Here is a 16,368-nt window from a genome sequence, read left to right on the forward strand (position 1 = left end):
TCCTTGGAACCGAACCTTATCTCTTTTTTCATAATCTAGGAATGTTTTCGGAAGAAATGACTAAAATAATAATAGATTAGAGGCAGCCGCAACAACATTTTTTTACACTAGGAGAGATGTTCATGAAACAAAGCACGCCCGCCGCCTGGGAGCAGGTACAACTGGCGGCCAAGCTGGCCGACCTGAAGGATGACCATTACCGCACGGTACTAACGCTGAGCGCCATGCTGGAGCTCTTAATCGACAAGGGTTTGCTGTCCCGCGAGGAGCTTGCCGTCAAGGCCGAACAGCTGGACGAGCAACTGGAGAGTCTGATCGCCGCTTCACTTCATCCCATGGCGTAGGACGGTCATGGTATGTATGACGCAGCGGGAACTCCTCCTGCTTATAAAATATTCCGTGATTCTCCAATATAGAATTGACCGTGAGCATCGCCAGATCCATTTGATTATGATCCAGACTAAGATGGGCCAGATACACCCGCTTCGTCCGGTCGGTCATCAATTCCAGCAGCGCCTCGCCCGCCGCCACGTTGGACAGATGGCCCACGTCGCTTAAAATGCGCCGTTTAATATTCCATGGATAACGGCCCATGCGCAGCATCTCGGTATCGTGGTTGGACTCCAGCACAAGCACGTCCGAATCGATAATTTGCCGTCTCACCTTTTCGCTGACGTAACCGAGATCCGTCGCCAGGCTCAGCTTCTCGCCATCCTCTTCGAAGCAATAGCCGACCGGCTCCGCCGCATCATGCGAGATCGGATAGGACTGCACCTGCAAAGAGCCGAAGGTCAGCGCTTCGCCGGACTCCATAATCGTCCGCTTCTCGGGTGCGATCGTCCCGATGAGTCGTTCCATGGCTCCCCAGGTCGCTTCGTTCGCATAGATCGGAAGCTCGTACTTCCGCGCGAGAGCGCCCAGTCCCTTAATATGATCGGAGTGCTCATGCGTCACAAACAACGCATCGATCTCATGGCAGCCGATCCCCTGCATGCGCATAAGCTCCTCGAGCTTCTTCATGCTTAGCCCGGCATCGATGAGTACCGTAGCGCCATTCCCCTGCACGATCGTCGCATTTCCCGTCGAACCGCTTCCAAGTACCGTAAATCTGAGTCCCAAACCGTCCAATCCCTTCTCCTGCTACCCATTGGCAACACTGATATCGCGGGCCACATCGTTCGTATTCGACGACCTCTGCCCTATCCCCAAGCCAACTTATCCTCTTCCTATTATACCTCTATCAATCTCTTATCTACTAAGTAATTTGAAACGGTATCTATTAAAAAATCGCATGAAATAATAGCAGGATTGGACTCCCTCTATCTAACCATGTGGAGCCCGTCTCCATCCATACGAACTTATTCCCAATTGGATATGCTTCATATCAGCCTGACATCTATCATCCAGACTTGGCGCCGCCTTCCGCGTTTCCATCTTCCGCGCCATCCGTCGTTACTTCGCCGCTTATGGCGTGAACGTAAAAGATCTTGCCGTCCTCCAGCATCACACGCCATGACGGCGCCGACACTTGCTTCTCCGAGTCAAATATTTGCCCGTGATAGCCGAGCTGAATATCCGTGATAACGGACCCTTCCTTTAAATACGTCTCGATTAGGCTCGCCACGACCTTTGCCGCGGGCAGCACCTGCTTCTCCTCGCCTCTGCCGATCAGCTCGATCCGATCCTGCAGGTAACCCGTAATCTTAAGATTGCTATTGTACAGCTCCAGCTTAACGTTGAACATAGGGCGCCCGTCCACCATCCGATGATGGACGAATACGCCTTCCCTGCTGTTGTGCAGATCGTACACATAATGCTCCAGCTCCGGCACTTCGTCGCCGATTGCCCGGATCAATCCCTGCTTGTTAAAGTTAAGCGCGCTGTCGACAGGCGTCTCAAGCTCCGTAGGCTTAGACTTCTGATGGACATCGGAATGGAGCAGATACGTCAAGTCGCCCAGCTTCGGCGTATCCGACGGCAGGTTGGCCGATAACGTTATCCGCTTCTGCTGCATCAGCACCACCTTATCCTGCGGCAGCTCCGCCGAATTCACGTTGGCGTCCAGCTGCTCCCGAATATCGTTCCACAGCTGATAGCCAAGCAGCACATTCAGCATCAGGAACGAAATAATCAATACGCTCTTCGCTCTGCCCCAATCCAATCTCCATCACCTCCTGTTTCTGTCGTCAAGCCTTCCCTCGCCGGAAGGAGCCGCGATCCCGCTCACGGGAGGGTCTGCCGCCAAGTCTGTTTCCCCGTCTTCGCGAGCCGCCTCCGAGTCCCCGGGACTGCCCGGCTCTTCTTCCTTCTCATTGCCGCCCTGACCCGTGGATCCAACGCCCCCTGACGCTCCTTGTCCGGAAGCGTTGTTTCCTGCGCTCGCAGCGGCACTCCCATTCCCGGCATCCCTATCAGAGCTTTCGTCCTTACCCGAACTTAAGCCAGCGATAGTGTCTTCGCCGCCATTGCCGAAGCGATCCGCGACAAGCCCCGACAACCCTCTGCCGTTAAAATCACCTGCGGTCGTGCTGCTTTCGAAGCCGTTACCCTGTCCATCCTGATTCGCCCGGGCCCCGGTACCGCTGTCCACTCCTTCGCCATCAGGTATTGCTTCCCGGTTATCCGCGGACGCATCCTCCGAGTCGCCAGCTGCCTCCCCTTCTCCGCCAGCTCCGCCTTCAGGCGGCTTGGCCGGAGGCGAATATCCGACAGGATACGCGTCCGTCAACACTTCTTCGGTGCCGTCGGATAATCGAACTGCCCATACGGGATCCAAGCGCAGCAAGTCATCCTCCATCGGCACAGGCCGCAGCGCCGGAAACAGCGCCGTGATCTCGCTTCGCCGTTCGTAACCCTTCAGCCGCTGCTCCAAATTCTCTCCGCCAGGCAGCCAACGCACCTCGCGATCCTGGGCCTGGGGCTTCAGCGTAATCAGCGATCTCGAATATTCCGTCACGACGCCTTGTTGCAGCGTGAGCTGAATTTGGCCGTAATTAAACGGGCTGTTGCTTACTACAGGATACTGCTCCACATACTTGCGGAACGTGACCAGCTTTTGCTCCCTGTCCGCTGTCGTGCCCACCAAGGCGTGAGTGCCATCCCAACCGCCATGCTGATTAATGAATTCCACCGATGCATATACATTCTCGCTAAGCAAAACATCGCTGCTCTGCGTCGCGGCCGGGTTCGTATAGTTGATCCACAGGCCGTTTTGCTCCACCTTGAGACCGCGTTTGCCGTCGGTATAGATCTGCGACCCGCTGCGATCGACGATCGCTCTCGTCGTGCTGGGATCGAAGAACAAGCTTCGCTGCATCTGCTCCGGCGAATACGTCTCATAAGGGAAGGTCATCGCCGTCGCCTGCAAGGACTCCTTCGGCGCATACAGATCATCCCCCACCATCATATACTCGGGCAGATGCTGGCCGAAGCCGACATAATCCTGCACGTCGCGCACGGTCAAGTCGGCGCGTACCGACTCGTAGACGATGCCTTCCTCGCTGCTAAAGAAGAAGGTACGGATCTCCTCCGTATCCGTTGTCTTAAAAATCCAGATCCGATCGATGCTGTCGTTAAGAAACAACAGATCGCCTTCCAGCTTCAGCAGCTTCTGCAACAGATCGACGGCGATGCCGCTGCCAAACCGCAGCTCGATGCCGATGTCGTTTTTGCGCACCTCGTTCCAGTCGATCAGCGTAATCGGGCTGCGCTGGAAGCCCTTGAACTCGCGGCCGATTAGCCGCTGCTTCAGAATCATTTCGTAGAACTGCGTATCCGGATAGATCACCGTATGCCGATCATCGCCCATATGGATAATAAGGTCATCGGGAAAAATGGTGTTCTCCACATGAGACTGCGTACCGAGACGCTCCGTGTTTACGTAATCTTGATCGCTTCGCACCGTGGCGCCAAGTCTCGGCATGCTATAGGCAAGCAAGTAGCTCTGCAGCAGGCTGAGCGCGACCAGCACGATCAACACGCCCGTCTTCACTCGTTCCATCATTCGGGATCGCCTCCTTCCTGAAGCAGAGGAAGCGTAAATGTCACTTTCGACCCCTCGTTCAGCTCCGAATACAGCGCAATCGTACCGCCGTGCGCCCTCACGATTTCCCGGGCAATGGACAGGCCAAGACCGGTGCCGCCCATATTGCGTGATCTTGCCTTGTCGACTCGGTAAAAGCGGTCGAAGATGCGCGTCAGATCCTTTTTCGGAATGCCGATTCCGGTATCCTTGACGCTGATCTCTATCGAACCGCCGTCCGCCGTTCGCCGCGCGGTCAGACCGATCTGTCCGCCGTCCAGCGTATACTTGATGGCATTGGATATGAGATTGTCCAGCACCTGGTCGATCTGATCACGGTCGAGCCAGGCGTTTTTGAGTCCCCGCTCCACTCCGACAGTGGCGGATATCGACTTCTGTCGCAGCTGAAAGGAGAAGCGGTCGGCTACTTCGTCCAGCATGTCGTGAATATTCGTCTGCCGTCGGCGAAGCGGCGCCTGATTGGAGTCCAGACGCGACAGATGAAGCAAATCCGTTACAAGCCGTATCATGCGCTCCGTCTCGTTGCTGATGACGCCGACGAAACGTGTCGACAGATCCCGCTCCTCCAGCGCTCCGTCGCCAAGCGCTTCGGCGTAGCTCTTGATCGTCGTGAGCGGCGTACGGAGCTCATGCGACACATTGGCGACGAATTGCCGCCGCGACTGCTCCAGCTTCTCTTGCTCCGTGACGTCCTGCAGCACCGCAATCATGCCGGTGATCCCCTTGCCTCTGCGATGGATGGGCGTAAACGTAACCTTGAGCACGGAGTCTCCGGCTTCAGCGAGGCCGGCATCTTCTTGCGGTCCGCGGTTCAACACAATCGTGCCGCCGCGTCCTTGCTCAAACTCCGCCAGCTTATCCGGCGTAAGGATGAGCAGCTCCGACAGCTTCGCGTCCTGGAGCGTGTCCACCTCGAGCATCTCCAGCGCACGGCGATTCCAGACGATAATAACGCCGCGCTCGTCCGCCGCAACGACCCCGTCGCTCATGTTCGACAGGACGGAGACCAGCTTCTCGTTCTCCTCTTCGTTCGCCGACAACGCTTCCTTGAGCCGGATGGTCATATCATTAAACGCCATGCTGAGCCGCCCGATCTCATCATCGCCGAGTACCGGCGCCTTTAGATCGAATCGTCCATCCGCGACCGCCTCCGCCTGACGCGTCAGTCCCTGGATCGGACTCGTGATCGTATGAGCGAGCAAGATGCCGAGTACGCCCGTCAATCCAAGCGCGATCAGCGTACCCGAGAAGAAAATCTGGTTGACCCGATTTACCGTCTCGTACAGCTCCGTCATCGACGCAACAACGTAGACAGCGCCGACTACCTTATCGTTATAAGTGACAGGCAGCGCGATTCTCTTCTTTCGCGTATTGTCTTCGTCGATAATCTCTTCTTCGTTATCGGGAATGTTCTGCAGCGCGCGGCGAACCGCAAGCGAATTGTTTTTTTGCCCGATATTCGACTGATGCACCTGCAGCGACGTCGCGACGACCTTCCCGTTTGCATCAAGCACTTGTACCTCGGCCCCGCTGATGCTGAACAGATTGCGTACGACCAGATTAAGATCCTCCGTCGTGTTATCGGCGGAGTCTCCATCGCCCTCCTGGTTGGGGAGCAGGCTTGGAGCCGCGAACTTGGCCAAAATGTCGGCCTGCTCCTTCAGATTGTTCGTAAAGCTCGTGATGAGCGAATTTTTGACCGTGCTGATGAAATACACGCCAATAAGCTGCATCGCTACCAAAATGAGCAGCAGATAGATAATGACGAGCTTGACCTGAATCGTTCGGAAGAAGCTCCGTCCCTTCATCCGTACCCGAAGCCTCCCGACTTCGGATTGCGCATCATGTACCCCAGCCCGCGTCTCGTCATAATGTATTCCGGACGGCTGGGATCATCTTCGATCTTCTCGCGCAATCGTCTGATCGTGACATCCACCGTACGAACGTCGCCGAAGTATTCGAAGCCCCATACCGCCTGAAGCAAATGCTCCCGCGTCATGACCTTGCCGCTGTTGCGCGCCATATAATGCACCAGCTCGAATTCGCGGTGTGTCAGATCCAGCGGCGCTGCGTCCTTGTACACGACATACATGTCGGTATCGATAAACAGGTTAAACAGCTTGAGCCCTGTTTGCTCCGCATGCGGATCTTGACTGCCCTCCGAAGCCGCCGCGCTCTCGGACTGCTTGTCATTTTTCGTCTGCCGCCGCAGATGAGCCTTCACCCGAGCCAGCAGCTCGCGCGTGCTAAACGGCTTCGTGACATAATCGTCGGCGCCCAGCTCCAGACCCAGCACCTTGTCGATCTCCGTGTCCTTGGCCGTCAGCATAATGATGGGCATATGGAGCTTCGTACGCACCTCGCGGCACACATCCATGCCGTCCTTTACGGGCAGCATCAAGTCCAGCAGCATCAGATCGGGCTGTTCTTCGAATGCCAGCCTGACAGCCTCTCCGCCGTCGAATGCGCAGATGACCTCGTATCCTTCCTTCTCCAGGTTAAACTTCAATATATCTGCAATCGGCTGTTCATCATCGACCACCAAAATTTTACCGTGCATCGTTTACACCGCCTGTCGCTTGTCCAATAGATAGTTGCCCTTATATTCTAACATACGGGGGCGTCCCGTTCACAATGAAATTCCCTACAGGATGGCAATTTATCCTTCTTGTCCATCCTATAACTTCCATGCAACCAACCTCGCCTAAGCATCGTCTACAATAGAAGAAGCACCCTGGGAATTTGGGCTCCCAAGATGCTTCAATTATGGTCGTATTGGATATATATATTATAAGTACTTCAGCGGATTTTGGATCACGCCGTTCTTATGAATTTCGAAATGAAGATGAGTGCCCGTGGAATTGCCCGTATTGCCCATAATGCCGATGGAGTCGCCCTTCTCTACTTTGTCGCCTTTGCTGACTTTATACGAGCTGAGATGCGCGTAGACGGTCTTGAATCCGTTCTTATGGTTAATAATAATGGTCTTGCCCGTGCCTTCTTTCGTGCCGACGAACTCCACGACGCCATTGTCAGCGGCCATGATCGTCTTGCTGCCGATGAGATCGATGCCGTTGTGCATCCTTCCCCACCGCTGGCCGAACTTGCTCGTCAACCTTGCACTGGCTATCGGATAGCGGAACTTGCCCGTGCCTTCGTCCAGCACGACCATCGTACCTTTTTCGATGACGGTAGCGATTGGCTCCTTCAATACTTCTTTTTTTACCAGTTCCTCGGAGACGACATAACCGTTCTCCTTCTTGATGCTGTAGGTGAGCCGCTGTTCGCCCTCTACGCCTTGCGTAATGGTTTTGGACTCGCCGACGCGCATCTTCTCGTTCTTCGTATACTCGACGGGAATTGCAATCTTCTCCAGCTCCACCAGGCTCTCGGTCGTCACGACCGTCAGCTCCGGAAGCTGTACGGTCAAGTCCAGCTCGTCCCCTATTGTAATCTTGTCATCCTTGATCCACTTATTATTTTCGCGGATAAAGTCGGACGTTATATCGAACTTCTGCGCGATACAGCCGATGCAATCGCCTTCTTTTACGACATATTTGGTCGGCTTGGTGCTGCCCGTAATGATCTTTTTGTAGATATCGTCCGCATTCGCAATCTTCGAAGGTTCCGTTTCAATCTGCTCGATCGAAACATCCTCTACAAAGGTTACATCCGTGACGACACGTCCCGGCTTGGTAAGATCCGGCTTAGCCGCATCCGCCGCCGCCGCTTCGGCATCCTTGTCGTACGACAACGTCGTAACCGATCTGCTGTCCTTCTTGGCCGCTGCCGCCAGCTCGGGCGCATACTTGCCCTGCACGCGCGATAGAATGTCGTCCGCCGTGGCCTGATCCTTTACGACTCCGATGACGTTGCCGTCTATAACCACTTCCACGCCTACCGCATGCGAGGTTGTTGCGCCAGCCAGCTTTGCCAGCGTAGCCTCCGTCTCCGGAACAGCCTTGAAGCCGCTGGCCTCGACGTATGTAATTTCGCCGGTGTCCACTACCATCGTAATGTCCGGATTGGCTTGCTGCACCTCTTGCGTCTTCGACGCGATCCACTGCTCGACTTCGTCTTGCGTAGCTACCGTTCCTAATTCAACGCCATCTTTATATACGTGATAGAATTCGAATGTATTTCGTTCTACATATTGCGAGTATTGCTGGTAACCGACAATGCCCGCTACTGTAAGCAGAATTGCCGCGCCGCCGATCAGGCCGGTCGTCTTCTTCCGCCAGAATGGGGTAGAAACAACCAAGTCTGCGGTCTGGTGTTCGGTCTTGCTATCCAAGCCTTGTGAGCCCTTACGTCGAAAGTAGCGGGTGGAATTCTCCCATACCTTCTTCATACGACTCATATCCCTGAAACCGGTCATGATAGTCTCCTTTTCGCATCGCTTCTGAAAGAATCGCGCATTAAAAATAGAAAAAAGGCGAATAATCCCGTTGGATCACTCGCCTAATACTTTAACACAAGCCTAACAAATGGAGCAACCGTTGCCATCACAACGTAAAATTAATATTTTTTCAGAATGCTCATCATGTCCTCATACTCTTTCTTGTCGAGATGCTGTGCCATAATCTGTTGAATGTTGGTTAATTCGCGTTCTGTAAGCCCTTCCTCCATGTACGCGGAGATCTGCTGCAAGGACTCCTGGGGGAGCTTCGCCATCAATAATTCGAACAGTTTATTTTTGTCCTCGTCGCTTATCTTATCCTTCGTCTCCGTCAACTCGTCCGTCGTCAGCGCCGTCTCCTTCCCGTCTACGCCGTCCGATCCCCCGATGCCTTCCAGCGTTCCGCCTTCTGCGACAGCTCCGCCACTCTCGCCCTCAGCGCCTGTGCTGCCTCCTTCCGGCGGCTCGACGCCTCCGGCCGCGCCGCTGCCTTTGCCTACGCCGACATCGGTAAGAGAGGGCTCCTCGATCTGGCCAAACGCTTCCTGGGCTCCGTCATCTTCCGTTGTGCCGCTATTCTCGGCCGCGAGATCCTCCGAATCTCCGTCCGCTTCCGAACCGCCTTCGACGCCGCTGGCGCTTCCTACGCCGCTCTCCTCCACCGTTGTATGCGGGTCCGAGCCCCACAGCTTGCCCCATACGCCCGACATCGCCAAAGGCGGCACTTCGATCGGCAGCTCGTATTGCTTTAATATGGATTCTACATAACTCGTTACAATATACCCTGTCGTCCAGATCGACAAAAAGCTGATGATTAATCCCGCGGCCACCAGCTTGGCGATCCACGCCAATCCTCTAAACATCCTATCATCTCCTAAGCCGGCTCCAGGCATGAATCTTAGCCTCTGCCTCTCGCAGCCGTTCATTCCTTTCTACCAGTATGGTCAAGGTTGAGAGAGGACATTCCGCATTCCGCCTTGCAGGAGAAAAAAAGCCATTGTCTAAAGGAGCGTCTTTCGCTCCTTCAGGCAATGGCTTTGGTATGCTGCTTTAACCAGCTATTCTATTCGTAGATCGGACGAACCGGATTCGTCTGCTCGCGGTTGCGGCCTACGGAGAAGATAGCGATCGGAATACCCGTCAGCTCCGAGATGCGGTTCAAGTAGCTCAGCGTATTGGCAGGCAGATCCTCCAGCTTCTTCGCTCCCGAAATATCCTCGCTCCAACCCGGATACTCCTCGTATACCGCTTCGCACTCGGCCAGCGTCTTAAGACTTGCAGGGTAGTGCTGGATAATCTCTCCGCGGTACTTGTAGCCCGTGCAAATCTTAACGGTGTCCAGACCCGTCAATACGTCCAGCGAGTTCAGGGACAGACCTGTAATGCCGCTGACGCGGCGCGCATGACGGACGACGACCGTGTCGAACCAACCGACGCGGCGCGGACGTCCAGTAACCGTACCGTACTCATGACCCTTGTCGCGGATCAATTGGCCGATCTCGTTGTCCTGCTCCGTCGGGAACGGGCCGTCTCCTACGCGAGTCGTGTAGGCTTTGGCAACGCCGATAACCTGCTGAATCTTGGACGGACCGACGCCGGAGCCGATGCAGACGCCGCCCGCGGACGGGTTGGAGGACGTTACGAACGGATACGTGCCTTGGTCAATGTCGAGCATGACGCCTTGAGCGCCCTCGAAGAGCACCTTTTTGCCTTCGTCGATAGCGTCGTTAAGCACCACGGATGTATCTGTCACATATGGACGGAGTACTTCCGCGTAGCCCAGGTAATCCTTTACGATGGAGTCCGCGTCAAGCGCCTCTCCGCCGTAGACTTGCTCGATCAGATTGTTTTTCTCAACGATGATGGCGCGAACGCGGGATTCGAATTCCTCCGCATCCATCAGATCGCTGATCCGCACGCCGTTGCGGGCCGCTTTGTCCATATAGCATGGACCGATGCCCTTGCGCGTCGTGCCGATCTTGTTATCGCCCTTGCGGTCTTCCTCAAGGCCGTCCAGCACAAGATGGTACGGCATGATCACATGCGCGCGGTCGCTGATCTTCAGGTTCTCCGTGGAGAAGCCGTTCTCGTGAATATAGTTAATTTCGTCGATCAGAGCGGCAGGGTTAATAACCATGCCGTTGCCGATGACGCAAGTTTTATCATGATTGAAAATACCGGATGGAATCATCGTTAATTTGTATTTCTTATTGTCGATGAGGATGGTGTGCCCGGCGTTGTTTCCTCCTTGGTAACGAGCAACAACGTCAGCTCCCTCTGCAAGGAAGTCGGTGATTTTGCCTTTCCCTTCGTCTCCCCACTGCGTACCGACAACAACAACCGTAGACATAATCATACCCCCGTTCGATGCATAAAAACATCGAAAATTACCGTCCTTGCGGCAGATCCGGGTTCTTCACCGCGTCACTTACCAGAAGACAGCACTAATAGTGTAGCAGTGCGACGCGTAGAAGTCAAACGAAAAACGAACAATTGTGCGGACGTCCACACAATTGTTCGGATATTTTACGATGCCTGAGACGGATCCTGATGCGCCCGGTCCAGATTGACGAATTTATTGAAGTTTTTGAGGAACACCAGCTCGACCGTGCCGACCGGTCCGTTCCGTTGTTTTGCAAGAATGATCTCGATAATATTCTTCTTCTCGGATTCCTTGTCGTAATAATCGTCCCGGTACAGAAACGCGACGATGTCGGCATCCTGCTCGATGGAACCGGATTCCCGAAGGTCGGACATCATGGGGCGTTTGTCTTGCCGCTGCTCGACGCCCCGGCTGAGCTGGGACAGCGCGATGACGGGCACTTCCAGCTCCCTGGCAATCATCTTGAGCGTCCGCGAAATTTCGGATACTTCCTGCTGACGATTCTCGCCGGCCTTGCCCCGTCCTTCGATCAGTTGCAGGTAGTCGATCAAAATCATGCCCAGCCCGCGTTCCTTCTTCAGCCTTCGGCACTTCGCGCGAATATCGGCTACCGTAATGCCCGGCGTATCGTCGATGTAGATCTCGGCCTCGGCCAAGGCGCCGATCGCCATCGTCAGCTTCTCCCAATCGTCGCCTTCAAGGCTGCCAGTCCGCATCCGGGTCGCGTCGACATTGGCCTCGGCGCATATAATCCGCTGCACGAGCTGTGCGGCGGACATCTCCAGCGAGAAGATCGCGACCGTCTCCTTGGCCCGCACGCCAACGTTTTGAGCCACGTTAAGGGCAAAGGCGGTCTTGCCCACGGAAGGACGCGCCGCGACGATAATAAGGTCGCTTCGCTGAAAGCCGGCCGTCATCCTGTCTAGATCGACGAAGCCTGACGGAATGCCCGTCGGCCCGCCCTTGTTGCTGTACAGGAACTCAACCTTCTCGAATACCTCCATGAGCACATCGCGGATGGAGATGAAGCCGCCGCTGGAGCGTCGATTGGAAATTTCCAGAATTTTTTTCTCGGCATCGCTTAGCAGCACGCCGACGTCTTCTGCATTCGCATACCCATCCGACACGATATTGGTCGCGGTCCGAATCAATCTTCGCAGCATCGACTTCTCTTCGACAATCTGCGCGTAATAATCAATGTTGGCCGCCGTCGGTACGGCATTAGCCAGCTTGGCCAAGTAGCTAACGCCGCCAATCTCCTCCAGCAAGCCTTGATCTTGAAGATGGGCTGTAAGAGTAACGAGATCGACCGGCTGGTTGTTCTCGCCCAGCTCGATCATCGCTTCGTAGATGCGGCTATGGCTGCTGCTGTAGAAGTCTTCGCTGCGAACCCGTTCCATCGCTGTTATGAGCGCCTCCGGCTGAATCAGTATGGCGCCGATAACAGCCTGCTCGGCTTCCATATTTTGCGGGGGAACCCGGTCGAACATTAATTCCGTACTCATGCTTCACGCTTCTCCTCTCGGTCATCGCTCTTGGAAAATGGAAGACAGGCGCAGACGAATCTACGCCTACGCCCACCTCCGACATCTTCCGCTTATCTTAAACCTGATGATTGCTCTTGCTTATTCTTCGGCCGTCTGAACGTTCAGCTTCGCTTTCACTTCCGGATGCAGCTTGACCGGCACCTGGGTCATGCCCAGCGTACGGATCGGGTCTTCCAGCTCGATCTTGCGCTTGTCGATCTTAACGCCGAGGCCCGCGAGCGCCTCCGCTACTTGCTTGCTCGTAACGGCGCCGAACAGGCGGCCGCCTTCGCCGGCTTTCGCTTTTACGACCACGGTCATCTCTTCCAGCTTCTTCGCAAGCGCCTGAGCGTCTTCCTTCTCCTTCGCCTTGCGTTTCGTTTCCGATGCGTTTTGTACCTCAAGCGTCTTCAGATTGCCGTCGGACGCCGCTTTCGCGAGCCCCTTCGGCAACAGGAAGTTGCGTACGTATCCTTCGGAGAGATCCTTTACCTCGCCTTTTTTTCCTTGTCCCTTTACGTCTTGCAGGAAGATTACTTTCATTCGAATAACCCCTCTTCCGATTGTATTTGGTGCAGCACTTGCTTAAGTTTGGCCGCGGCTTCGCCCACCGTGCCTTCCATCTGAGCCGCCGCGTTCGTCAGATGACCGCCGCCGCCCATCCGCTCCATGACGACTTGCACGTTAATGCCCCCAAGGGAGCGAGCGCTGATCCCGATGAGTCCATCCGGTCGTTCGCCGATGACGAACGAAGCCAGAATATCGGTCATATTGAGCAGCGTATCCGCCGATTTGGCGATCAGCAGCTGCGAATTGCGCACGCCCTGCTCTACCACCGCGATGGCGATATGGTCGTACATTACTTCGGCATGCTTAATAATCTCGGCCTTGCTGACGTAACCTTCCAGATCCTCTTGCAGCATACGCTGGATGACCATGGGATCCGCCCCGTTCCTTCGCAGGAACGAAGCCGCCTCGAACGTACGGGCTCCCGTACGCATCGAGAAGCTTTTCGTGTCGACCGTAATGCCGGCAAGCAGAGCAGTCGCTTCCCTAATGTCGAGCCCGACCCGGTCATGAATGTATTGCAGCAGCTCGGTGACAAGCTCGCAAGCCGACGAAGCATAAGGCTCCATATAGACGAGAATCGCGTGATTGATAAACTCCTCGCCCCTGCGGTGATGGTCGATCACGACGATTCGATCCGTCGCCGTCAGCAGCTTCGGCTCCTTTACGAGCGAAGCCTTGTGCGTGTCGACGACGACCGCCAGCGATTGCGGCGTCATTAGCGTCAATGCCTGCTCCGGGGAGATAAACCGCTTGGACAGTTTCTCTTCTTCGCGCAGCAGTTCCATGAGCTTCTCCATAGAAGGATTGATACCCTCAAGTACGATATAGGCTTCCTTGCCAAAGAGCTGCGCGGCCTTGAGCACGCCGATGGCTGCGCCGATGGAATCCATGTCGGGGAGCTTATGGCCCATAATAATGATATTATGGCTCTCCTTCATGAGATCCCGCAACGCATGCGCCACGACGCGAGCCCGCACGCGAGTCCGCTTTTCTACGGCGTTGCTCTTGCCGCCGTAGAACGACTGGCGTCCCGCCACCTTGACGGTAGCCTGGTCGCCTCCGCGGCCCAGCGCAATATCGAGACTCGTATGCGCCCATTGACCGAGCTCCATAATCCCCTCGGCCCCGGCTGCAAATCCGATGCTCAGCGTGACGGGGATCTTTTGCTCGCCCGCCATCTCCCGCACCTCGTCAAGAATGACAAATCTGGAATGCTCCAGCTGTCGGAGCGTCTTATGATCGGTAACGAGCAGAAACCGGTCGGACGTGAGCCGCTTGAGATAGATTTTGTACTGCTGGGCCCATTCCGTAATTTCCGTAGTCACTTTCGCGAGCAGGGAGCTTCGCTGATGGTCGTCGAGACCTTGCGTTACTTCCTCCAGGTTGTCGATCATCACAACGCCGAGGGAGAGCTTCTCGTCCTCGTATTTGCGGCTGAGCTGCCACAATTCCGTGATGTTTTTGACGTAAAGAATTTTTTCTTTGGGCCGGAATATCAGCTGGTACATCTGCGAGCCTACCGCCGCTTCGATGATGCCGTCGCGATCCTTGGCATGCTGCAGCGTCGGGAATAGCTCCGTCAGCGGCATGCCGATGGCGTTGTCGCGCTCGAAAATTTTTGCAATGTACGGATTATGCCACTCCACGGTACGATCTTCATTATAGAGAATAATGCCGAACGGCAGCTCGCTGATGACATCGTTGCCGCCCTTTTTAACGCGATAAGATAAAGTGCCGAGATACGTCTTAAGGTCCTTGCGGAACGCACGCTCCGCAAAGTAGCTGTAGACGGCGACCCCGATCGTAAGGATAAGACCGGCCAGTCCTGCCGCCCAGTGAAACCAGGCGAGCAGGGCCGACAGCAAGGCAAGCACCGCAAGCGCAGCCATTTGATGCATGCCGTGCCATCTCGTAATTAGAAACTTAGGCATAGAACGTATCGCTCCTGTGCTATTGGGATTTAACGAACGCCTTCCGGATCGGGAATGCCGTATCCAGAACGCCGATCAGGCTTAGCGGAGGAATCAGCAGCACAGGGATGGCTATGAGAACGGGAACTGCCCTATTCCAATCGCGATGATGAGCAATATAGAAGAAGAAGCCGATCGCCTGAATCGCGAATACATAACTGAGCAGCGGCACCAGATTCATCAGTGCAACCGGGAGGAATGCCTTGCTCGTACTAAGCATGAACAGATCCATCACGTATGCGATCAGATAGAAAATAACAAGCGAGCGCGGAAGCTTCCAATCCCTTGCCTTAGGGAAGGCAGGCACTTCAAGCCCGCTCCGGTTCACGATTCTTCTCGCGAGATAATGCGACACGACCGTCAAGACGTACGCCAAAATGATGAAGGTGAGCGGAATCATGTTAATGATGACTTGAATAAGCGTGTCCGTGTGCGAGGAGGTCCACTCCGTCGCGAGCGTGTTCTGCGCCATCACGGTGTCGAATACGTCACGGATCATCGAGCTCATCTCATCAAGCAGGGACAGGTCCAGGAAAAGCTCGAATACGAGCAGCTCCAGCATAAGCTGGGCCAGCACGATGACTCCGACGATCCGTATCACCTTGGCCGCAGGTTCCTTTTTGCGGTATAAGTGACCCATGGCAATGCCGGGCAGCAGGAAGAACAGTCCGATAATAAGCACCGCCGGTCCCACGATCAGGGCGGCGGCTACCCACACGGGAATCGTGTGAAGGGCGAAGGCTCCCTTGGATAGCGTCGAATATAGAACGACATACGGAACCATCATGAACAGCAATGCAGGCAAGTTCAATACAGGTACAGCGAGAAGCAACAGCAGCAGAAACGCCGCCCCGCTCCACAGCAGGGGTTTCAGCCCAGTTTTCAATCGGTTCACCTCTTGCAGCTTCGTTTGCACACCCGATGATCAGGCATTTAACACCCATTATAGCACAAAAGCGGATTTCCGCATGCATCCCGTCCATTCCAACATTTGTGCCTGCGTCCAGCGGCGACCTGACTCCGTTCAAGTCCCCCTCAAAAAAAACTGCCCCGGGAGCCTTAGCTCCGCTGGGACAGTCCCTGCTGACAATAATCGATAATTTCGCTTCTTCTTACGAGTCCGATAAAATGATTTCTGTCGTCCACGACAGGCACGAAGTTCTGTACCTTGGCCAGCGAGATCATATCATCCATATTAGCGTCGATATTTACCGCTTTGTTCGTGACCCTCAGCGGCACCTCGGCAAGCTTTACCTTGTTGGTCGTCTCGAATGTCAGATCCGGCCGGCTCTTCATAAACCAGAGCAGATCGCCTTCGGTGACCGTTCCGTAATACGTGCCATCCGAGTGGAGAATCGGTACGGCCGAGTAACGATGATATTCCATCCGTTCCAGCGCTTGCCGCAACGTCGTGTCATATGTCAAACATACGACCTCTTGCTTCGGCAGCAGGAAAAACGCGATATTCATCCTTTGTT

General features: G+C 55.0%; 14 protein-coding genes. 1 reads left to right on the forward strand and 13 read right to left on the reverse strand.

Annotated elements, in window-relative coordinates; genetic code table 11:
- Window positions 1-122 precede the first annotated feature (122 nt).
- Window positions 123-344, forward strand: coding sequence for a hypothetical protein (locus tag H7F31_RS03380; RefSeq protein WP_087568475.1), 222 nt, complete (start codon window positions 123-125; stop codon window positions 342-344).
- Here H7F31_RS03380 and H7F31_RS03385 read toward each other — a convergent pair.
- The 13 genes from H7F31_RS03385 to H7F31_RS03445 form a co-directional block, all read right to left on the reverse strand.
- Window positions 277-1,119 carry an MBL fold metallo-hydrolase gene (locus H7F31_RS03385; protein ID WP_087568512.1) on the reverse strand — a complete coding sequence of 281 codons (843 nt, stop codon included), beginning with the start codon at window positions 1,117-1,119 and terminating at the stop codon, window positions 277-279. The two genes, H7F31_RS03380 and H7F31_RS03385, sit on opposite strands and share 68 nt — an antisense overlap.
- 280 nt (window positions 1,120-1,399) lie before the next feature.
- Window positions 1,400-2,161, reverse strand: coding sequence for a two-component system regulatory protein YycI (yycI, locus tag H7F31_RS03390; protein ID WP_187103050.1), 762 nt, complete (start codon window positions 2,159-2,161; stop codon window positions 1,400-1,402).
- Window positions 2,162-2,167: 6 nt separating this feature from the next.
- Window positions 2,168-4,003, reverse strand: a complete 1,836-nt coding sequence (locus H7F31_RS03395) for a YycH family regulatory protein (RefSeq protein ID WP_187103051.1) — start codon at window positions 4,001-4,003, stop codon at window positions 2,168-2,170.
- Window positions 4,000-5,850: a cell wall metabolism sensor histidine kinase WalK gene (walK, locus tag H7F31_RS03400; RefSeq protein ID WP_187103052.1), complete on the reverse strand. Its 1,851-nt coding sequence runs from the start codon at window positions 5,848-5,850 to the stop codon at window positions 4,000-4,002. Before walK ends, H7F31_RS03395 begins: the two co-directional genes overlap by 4 nt.
- The gene (gene yycF / locus H7F31_RS03405) at window positions 5,847-6,602 is read right to left on the reverse strand and encodes a response regulator YycF (protein WP_087568479.1); all 756 of its coding nucleotides are present in this window, start codon (window positions 6,600-6,602) and stop codon (window positions 5,847-5,849) included. The genes walK and yycF overlap by 4 nt, the downstream gene beginning before the upstream one ends.
- Window positions 6,603-6,830: 228 nt before the next feature.
- On the reverse strand, window positions 6,831-8,393 hold the full coding sequence (locus H7F31_RS03410; RefSeq protein WP_187103053.1) for a M23 family metallopeptidase: 1,563 nt from the start codon (window positions 8,391-8,393) through the stop codon (window positions 6,831-6,833).
- 167 nt (window positions 8,394-8,560) lie between these two features.
- Complete coding sequence (locus tag H7F31_RS03415; RefSeq protein WP_187103054.1) at window positions 8,561-9,304, reverse strand: hypothetical protein; 744 nt, start codon at window positions 9,302-9,304, stop codon at window positions 8,561-8,563.
- A gap of 200 nt (window positions 9,305-9,504) precedes the next feature.
- The gene (locus H7F31_RS03420) at window positions 9,505-10,791 is read right to left on the reverse strand and encodes an adenylosuccinate synthase (protein ID WP_108993117.1); all 1,287 of its coding nucleotides are present in this window, start codon (window positions 10,789-10,791) and stop codon (window positions 9,505-9,507) included.
- 176 nt (window positions 10,792-10,967) lie between these two features.
- Window positions 10,968-12,329 (reverse strand): replicative DNA helicase, encoded by a 1,362-nt coding sequence (gene dnaB / locus H7F31_RS03425; protein WP_087568483.1) that lies wholly within the window; start codon window positions 12,327-12,329, stop codon window positions 10,968-10,970.
- A gap of 120 nt (window positions 12,330-12,449) precedes the next feature.
- A complete protein-coding gene (gene rplI, locus H7F31_RS03430; protein WP_087568484.1) occupies window positions 12,450-12,893 on the reverse strand; it encodes a 50S ribosomal protein L9 in 444 nt (147 codons plus the stop codon).
- Complete coding sequence (locus H7F31_RS03435; RefSeq protein ID WP_187103055.1) at window positions 12,890-14,851, reverse strand: DHH family phosphoesterase; 1,962 nt, start codon at window positions 14,849-14,851, stop codon at window positions 12,890-12,892. The genes rplI and H7F31_RS03435 overlap by 4 nt, the downstream gene beginning before the upstream one ends.
- A gap of 19 nt (window positions 14,852-14,870) precedes the next feature.
- Entirely contained in the window at window positions 14,871-15,776 is a 906-nt protein-coding gene (locus H7F31_RS03440) for a DUF2232 domain-containing protein (RefSeq protein ID WP_373271274.1), read from the reverse strand.
- Window positions 15,777-15,949: 173 nt separating this feature from the next.
- Complete coding sequence (locus tag H7F31_RS03445; protein ID WP_087568486.1) at window positions 15,950-16,360, reverse strand: CBS domain-containing protein; 411 nt, start codon at window positions 16,358-16,360, stop codon at window positions 15,950-15,952.
- Window positions 16,361-16,368 lie beyond the last annotated feature (8 nt).

The sequence above is a fragment of the Paenibacillus sp. PAMC21692 genome, assembly GCF_014303795.1.
GTDB lineage: Bacteria > Bacillota > Bacilli > Paenibacillales > Paenibacillaceae > Pristimantibacillus > Pristimantibacillus agaridevorans.

Excerpts from the sequence above, each read along its gene's own strand:
- H7F31_RS03380 (WP_087568475.1), top strand. The coding sequence starts at position 123 with ATGAAACAAAGCACGCCCGCCGCCTGGGAGCAGGTACAACTGGCGGCC.
- H7F31_RS03395 (WP_187103051.1), bottom strand. The coding sequence starts at position 4,003 with ATGATGGAACGAGTGAAGACGGGCGTGTTGATCGTGCTGGTCGCGCTC.
- walK (WP_187103052.1), bottom strand. The coding sequence starts at position 5,850 with ATGAAGGGACGGAGCTTCTTCCGAACGATTCAGGTCAAGCTCGTCATT.
- yycF (WP_087568479.1), bottom strand. The coding sequence starts at position 6,602 with ATGCACGGTAAAATTTTGGTGGTCGATGATGAACAGCCGATTGCAGAT.
- H7F31_RS03410 (WP_187103053.1), bottom strand. The coding sequence starts at position 8,393 with ATGAAGAAGGTATGGGAGAATTCCACCCGCTACTTTCGACGTAAGGGC.
- H7F31_RS03415 (WP_187103054.1), bottom strand. The coding sequence starts at position 9,304 with ATGTTTAGAGGATTGGCGTGGATCGCCAAGCTGGTGGCCGCGGGATTA.
- H7F31_RS03420 (WP_108993117.1), bottom strand. The coding sequence starts at position 10,791 with ATGTCTACGGTTGTTGTTGTCGGTACGCAGTGGGGAGACGAAGGGAAA.
- dnaB (WP_087568483.1), bottom strand. The coding sequence starts at position 12,329 with ATGAGTACGGAATTAATGTTCGACCGGGTTCCCCCGCAAAATATGGAA.
- rplI (WP_087568484.1), bottom strand. The coding sequence starts at position 12,893 with ATGAAAGTAATCTTCCTGCAAGACGTAAAGGGACAAGGAAAAAAAGGC.
- H7F31_RS03435 (WP_187103055.1), bottom strand. The coding sequence starts at position 14,851 with ATGCCTAAGTTTCTAATTACGAGATGGCACGGCATGCATCAAATGGCT.
- H7F31_RS03445 (WP_087568486.1), bottom strand. The coding sequence starts at position 16,360 with ATGAATATCGCGTTTTTCCTGCTGCCGAAGCAAGAGGTCGTATGTTTG.